Source organism: Kitasatospora arboriphila, from assembly GCF_039528095.1.
Taxonomy (GTDB): domain Bacteria; phylum Actinomycetota; class Actinomycetes; order Streptomycetales; family Streptomycetaceae; genus Kitasatospora; species Kitasatospora arboriphila.
In genome coordinates, this window is the sequence record NZ_BAAALD010000125.1 from 1 (window position 1) to 5,868 (window position 5,868).

General features: G+C 73.3%; 7 protein-coding genes. 5 read left to right on the forward strand and 2 right to left on the reverse strand.

The window, feature by feature from the left end; genetic code table 11:
* Positions 1-120: 120 nt before the first annotated feature.
* On the reverse strand, positions 121-870 hold the full coding sequence (locus ABD353_RS35780) for a helix-turn-helix domain-containing protein (RefSeq protein ID WP_344627887.1): 750 nt from the start codon (positions 868-870) through the stop codon (positions 121-123).
* 127 nt (positions 871-997) lie between these two features.
* On the opposite strand from ABD353_RS35780, the gene ABD353_RS35785 reads away from it, so the two are divergent.
* The 4 genes from ABD353_RS35785 to ABD353_RS35800 all read left to right on the forward strand — a co-directional run bounded on the left by ABD353_RS35785 (position 998) and on the right by ABD353_RS35800 (position 3,784).
* Positions 998-1,588, forward strand: a complete 591-nt coding sequence (locus ABD353_RS35785) for a DUF2231 domain-containing protein (RefSeq protein WP_344627888.1) — start codon at positions 998-1,000, stop codon at positions 1,586-1,588.
* Between the two features lie 215 nt (positions 1,589-1,803).
* Positions 1,804-2,514: a GTP cyclohydrolase I FolE gene (gene folE, locus ABD353_RS35790; RefSeq protein ID WP_425555323.1), complete on the forward strand. Its 711-nt coding sequence runs from the start codon at positions 1,804-1,806 to the stop codon at positions 2,512-2,514.
* 59 nt (positions 2,515-2,573) lie between these two features.
* On the forward strand, positions 2,574-3,251 hold the full coding sequence (locus ABD353_RS35795) for a helix-turn-helix transcriptional regulator (RefSeq protein ID WP_344627889.1): 678 nt from the start codon (positions 2,574-2,576) through the stop codon (positions 3,249-3,251).
* Positions 3,252-3,283: 32 nt separating this feature from the next.
* Positions 3,284-3,784, forward strand: coding sequence for a DUF3291 domain-containing protein (locus tag ABD353_RS35800; protein WP_344627890.1), 501 nt, complete (start codon positions 3,284-3,286; stop codon positions 3,782-3,784).
* A gap of 145 nt (positions 3,785-3,929) precedes the next feature.
* Here ABD353_RS35800 and ABD353_RS35805 read toward each other — a convergent pair whose 3' ends face one another.
* The gene (locus ABD353_RS35805; RefSeq protein ID WP_344627891.1) at positions 3,930-4,430 is read right to left on the reverse strand and encodes a hypothetical protein; all 501 of its coding nucleotides are present in this window, start codon (positions 4,428-4,430) and stop codon (positions 3,930-3,932) included.
* 476 nt (positions 4,431-4,906) lie between these two features.
* Here ABD353_RS35805 and ABD353_RS35810 point away from each other — a divergent pair, with 476 nt between their 5' ends.
* The gene (locus tag ABD353_RS35810) at positions 4,907-5,830 is read left to right on the forward strand and encodes a phosphatidylinositol-specific phospholipase C (RefSeq protein WP_344627892.1); all 924 of its coding nucleotides are present in this window, start codon (positions 4,907-4,909) and stop codon (positions 5,828-5,830) included.
* The last annotated feature ends 38 nt before the right edge of the window (positions 5,831-5,868 follow it).

Below are 5,868 nucleotides of genomic sequence, written 5' to 3' on the forward strand. Positions count from 1 at the left end.
CGCAGCCGGCTGTACAGCTCCGCCTCGACGCGCAGCTCTGCCCCCGGCCCGCCGGTGGCGCGGATCAGCGCCGTGACCTCCTCCAAGACAACTGCCAGGCGTTCCTTCGGTCCGGCCGTCTCAGCGGGCGGCGTCGGGTGCTGGGGGAGCGGGCTGCAGACGGACGCAGCACTCCCCGGGAACGGGGTCTAGGACGGCTTCGACGCCCGGGACCTCCAGGCCCCGGAGGTAGCCGTCGAGGAAGGCGTGGTTCATGCCGCACACCAGCTCCGGCGCCTTGGCGGCGAGCGGGTGGAACGGGCAGTTGCGCAGCCGGACCTCGGTCGGCGACTCCCGGACGGGCTCGTACCCGTAGGTCTCCAGCATCTGCTCGCACATCGTCAGCCCGCGTTCCACCCCGAGCCGCCCGGGACGCCCGGACTCGCGCTCCTCCTCGCCGAGCCGGCCGCGCCCCCCCCCCCCCCCCCCCCCCCCGCCCGCCCCCGCCCCCCCCCCCCCGCTCTGGGCCAGGACGGCGTCCAGGAGCAGGTCGGCCAGCAACTCGTGGCGGCGGTCGGGGATCGAGACGGTGATCTGGGCATCGGCCGGCTCGTAGACCTTGGGCTGGCGGCCCACCTTGCGGACGGCCCCGGGCGCGCCGTAGCGGGCCTGCAGCAGACCGGCGTCGACGAGCTTGTCGAGGTGGAAGGCGGCGAGCTTGCGGGAGATGCCCACGCTCGCGGCCGCCTCGTCCCGGGTCACCGGCCGGCCGGCGCGTCGGACGAAGGCGAACATCCGCCTGCGCGACCCCTCGCCGAGCACACTCACCGACAGGATGCGGTCGGCCGGGTCGTGCGGCGCCGTGCCCCGGTCGCTCTCGTCACTGGTCACCTGTTCACGATAACTCCCACGTATGGCGACACGCCCCTGTTCGTGGAGCTGTGGCCTGCTCGTCTTGACGGGTGACCCGAATAAGGGCAACACTTGTTGGTGAAAAAGGCGGAGAAAGGGGCCCGGCATGACCAGCGAGCAGCAGGCCCGGGCGAAGCAGTCGGGAGAAACGACGCGGCCGGGTGAAGCGACGTGGCCGACGGAGGCGACGCGGCCGGTCGGTGCGGTGGTGGCAGGCCCCCACGGTCACCCGTTCCACCCGATGCTGGTCACCGTCCCGATCGGGGCGTGGGTGGCCGCCCTGGTCTTCGACATCGCCTCGCACCTGGTGGACGACCCCGCCTTCCTGGCACGGGGGGCGATGTGGCTGATCGCGGTGGGCGTGCTCGGCGCGCTGGCCGCGGCACTGGTCGGGTTCCTCGACCTGCTCACCATCCCGCGCGGAACCCCGGCGATGCGCACGGCGCTCGTGCACATGTCGCTCAACCTGCTGGTGACCTGCGCGTACGCCGCCGGCTTCTTCTGGCGGCACGCCGACGGCACCACCGGCAGCGTCGGAGCGGGGAAGCTCGCGCTGTCCGCGGTGAGCCTCGCCGTGCTCGGCGTCTCCGGGTACCTCGGCGGCAAGCTCGCCTACCGCTACGGCGTCCGGGTCGCCGACGAGGCCACCCGTGCGGAGGGCTACACCCGTACTCGGACCGGCCCCGACCGCGCCTGATCGCCCCCCGGCCGAATCCCGGCCTCGCCCGCCGGCCACCCCTCGAACCGTTTCTTCCGGAGGGTCCCCCGTGGACATCGCAGCTCTCGTCACCCGGCCGATCGAAGTGCCGACCGGCTCCGTCGGGGCCGCCGGCCGGAACGCGCCCGTTCTCGACACCACCGGCCGCTGACATGAGCAGCCACCCCGCCCCCGACCTCTCCGCGGTGATCGCCATGTACGACTTCTCGACACCCGAGTCCGCCACCACGTACGACTTCCCGACCCGTGCGTCGGCTCCTGCATCGGCCCCGGCGCCGGCCTCTGTGCAGGCCCGTGTGCAGGCCCCGGCGCCGGCCGCGGTGCCGCTGCACGTCGTCCACGACGGCGACGGCGTCGACCTCGCCGCGGCGGAGGACGCCGCCGCCCGGTTCCTGCACGCCCTGGGCATCTCCACCGACTCGGAGAGCCTGCGCGGCACACCGGGCCGCATGGCCCGCGCCTACGCCGAGATGTTCAGCCCCCGGCCGTTCGACCTGACCACCTTCCCCAACGACGAGGGCTACGACGAACTCGTCCTCGCGCGCTCGATCCCGCTCCGCTCGGTCTGCGAACACCACCTGCTGCCGTTCGTGGGTACCGCGCACGTCGGCTACCTGCCGGGCCGGCGGATCCTGGGCCTGTCGAAACTCGCCCGGGTCGTCGAGCACTTCGCCTGCCGCCCGCAGGTCCAGGAACGCCTGACCAAGCAGGTCGCCGACTGGCTGCAGGACCGCCTCGCCCCGAAGGGCGTCGGGGTGGTCATCGAGGCGGAGCACACCTGCATGACCCTGCGAGGTGTCCAGGCCGGCGGCTCCAGGACCCTCACCTCCACCCTGCTGGGAACCCTGCGGGAGGACGCGCGCTCCCGCGCCGAGTTCCTGATGCTCACCGGCCTGTCCCGGTGACCCCGCGGAGGTGGCGCGGCCTTTCTATCTCCTACCTGCATTGTTCCTAGAATGGCCGGATGGAGGACATCGACGCGATCGCGGTGCTGCAGGATCCGGTGCGGCGCCGCCTGTACGAGTACGTGGCAGCCCGGGGGCGCGAGGTCGGCCGCAACGAGGCCGCCGAGGCGACGGGAGTGGCACGCACGCTCGCCGCGCACCACCTGGACAGACTGGCCGAGGCCGGGCTGCTGGAGACCGGCATGCGCCGGCTGACGGGACGTTCCGGGCCGGGCGCCGGCCGCCCCGCCAAGGTCTACACGCGGGCGAAGGCCGAACGGTCGGTGTCACTGCCGGCCCGCGACTACCGCACCGCCGCCGAACTGCTCGCCGAGGCGGCCGAACAGGCCGGTCTGGACGCCGGGCTGTGCGAGGCGGCGCGCCGGCGGGGCGAGGCACTGCGCGGTTCGGCCGCGCCCTGCGGGGGACTCGACGAGGCCGTGGCGGTGCTGGCGGCCCGCGGCTACGAACCGCACGTGGAGGACGGCGGCGACGAGGGAGCCGCGGCGCGCGTCGTCCGGATGCGCAACTGCCCCTTCCACGCCGTCGCGGAGCGCTTCCCGCCGTTGGTGTGCGGCATGAACCTCGCTCTGCTGGAGGGGTTGCTCGGCGCCGACGGACCCGTCCGCGCCCGTATGGACGCCAGGCCGGGGGAGTGCTGCGTGGTGGTCGAGGATTCTAAAAACAATGATGATTGACATAGAGAGAACGGCCGTGCTGGGATGACACCATGACCGCATCCACGCGCGCCGCCCACCTCGCCCAACTCAACCTCGCCACGCTCCGGTACCCCCTCGAAGACCCCCGCATCGCGCCGTTCGTCGAGATGCTCGACCCGGTCAACACGGCCGCGGACGCGGCGCCCGGCTTCGTGTGGCGGCTCGTGGGGGACGGCGAGGCCAACGCCGCCGCCCTGCGTCCGGCCGGCGAGGACGTCATCGTCAACCTGTCGGTCTGGGAGAGCCAGGAGGCGCTGTGGGACTTCACCTACCGCAGCGGGCACCTGGAGGTCATGCGGCGGCGCCGCGACTGGTTCGAACGGCACGTCGAGGCACACCTCGTCCTCTGGTGGGTGCCCGCCGGCCACCTGCCGCCCGTCGGTGAGGCGCTGGACCGGCTGGCGGAGCTCCGGGCGAACGGTCCGTCCCCGCGCGCCTTCACCTTCGCCTCCTCCTTCACCGCGGAGGCGGCCGCCCAGCACCTCCCGCCCCTGCTGGCGGCACGGGCCTGACACGCCGATCGACGGCAACCGTCGGCCTGCCTGCCTGCCTGCCTGCCTGCCTGCCTGCCTTCCTTCCTTCCTGTCTGTCTGCCGGGCGTGGTCGCCGGATGTTCCGGTAGGTCCGCGGCGCCCGCCGTCGGCGGGGCGTGTCCGGTCAGTCGTCGATGCCGAAGGCCAGGACGGTGGCCCAGTCGTCGGTGACCAGCAGCAGGTTGCGCCACTGGATGCTGCCCGTGTGCGGGCCGTCGACGTCGCCGGAGCATCGGACGGGCCCCAGATGTGCCTCGATCAGGTCGCAGACACCATCGGCGAGTTCGCCCGTCCGCCGGATCTGGGCGGGCGTGCGCAGGCCGGGATCCGAGTACCGCCGGGAGGGCTGCATGAACCCGTCGGTCACCTGACGGCGGAGAACCTCCCGCCAGGCCTGCGGTGACTCGAACGGCTCGACCGGCGTCCCCACCCGGTATCCACTGGGCCCCGCGTCGTACACGGCCTGAGCGAGACGCCCCATCCGGTCGGGACCGGGTGCCGTCCCGGTGACGGGGACGACGTGGAACAGGCCCACGGACGCCACATGGTTGCAGTCGTCGAGCAGGTCCTCGAGCGGTTCGGCCGCGGCCGAGACCGCCGCCGGGGCGTCGAGCGGGTTCAGCATGGGTGTCCGGATCCTCCGTGCGGCTCTGCGCGTCGGCCTCAGTGTGTCAGCCCGGCGGAACGTCCTGCCGCGCGATCCGGGAGGCAAGGGGCCCGCGGGTTCACCTCCCGGTGGTCCCGGCAGTGGCCAGGGCCGGAGACGTGAGTCCCCGGCCCCTCCGGGCACCCGCAGGTGACGCCGACCCTGCGCGATCAGCGCTCGCCCGGCACGGTCGGGTCCCGGTCAGCGCACCCGGACGTACTGGTCGCCCTTGAAGAAGTACAGGTCGCCGGTGCCGCCGCCGAGGCCTCGTGCCGGCGGTGTGCGCCACCACGGTGGACCTCGTGGTCGAGGAGTCGCGGCGCGCCTGGAGGGGGCGCCGCACCACCCGGCGGCCGTCCGGCGGGGTTGTGTCGCGGGTCTGGCCGGAAGGTCGGACCGCCGCCAATAATGGGCATGCCCATGACCTGTCGGACCGTCACCAGGAGGTTGACCCCTTGTCCCTGACCGGTACTCCGATCACCAGACGCACCTTCGCCCGCTCCGCGTTCGCCGCCACCCTCGCGGGCGCCGGGCTCGGGCTCGGTGCGCCGCGGGCCTCCGCCGTCGCCCGGGCCGCGGCCGTCCCCGGCGGCGCCGACTGGCTCGGCGCCCTCGGCTCCGACGCGGTGCTGTCCCGGCTCACCCTGCCCGGGACCCACGACACCTGCGCCCTGTACGGCGGGGCGCTGGTGCAGACCCAGACCCTCGGCGTCCCGGACCAACTGTCCGCAGGCGTGAGGTTCCTGGACATCCGGTGCCGGGCGATCGACGGGGTCTTCGCGATCCACCACTCGCAGTTCTTCCAGAAGATCTTCTTCGGTGACGTGCTCAACCAGGTCGGCGCCTTCCTCGCCGCCCACCCCGGCGAGACCGTGGTGATGCGGGTCAAGCAGGAGTACTCCAGCGTCTCCGACGCCGACTTCGGGGCGATCTTCGCCGACTACCAGCGCCGCTGGCCGGGCCTGCTGTGGAGCGAGGACCGCATACCGCGGCTCGGCGACGTCCGCGGCCGGATCGTGCTGCTCGCCGACAACGGCGCGCTCCCCGGCATCCGCTGGGGCGGGTCCAGGACCGACATCGAGGACGACTACGACATCGGCACGATCTTCGACTTCTACAACCGCAAGTGGCCCGAGGTCTCCGCCCACCTGGACGCCGCCCGGGCCTCCGGCGACCCGAACCGGCTGTTCCTCACCTTCACCTCCAGCTCCGGCTGGGGCCTGTGGCCGCGCCAGGCCGCCGACGCCGCCGCCTCCAAGCTCCGCGGCTACCTCGGCGGACTCGACCACGCCTCCCGCCCGGTGCTCGGCACCGTCCCGATGGACTTCGTGACCGCGGACTCCGTGCGCAGCCTCTACGCGCTGAACTTCGGCGGCTGACGGCCGCCGCCCCCGCCCCGGCCGCCCCCGCCCCGGTA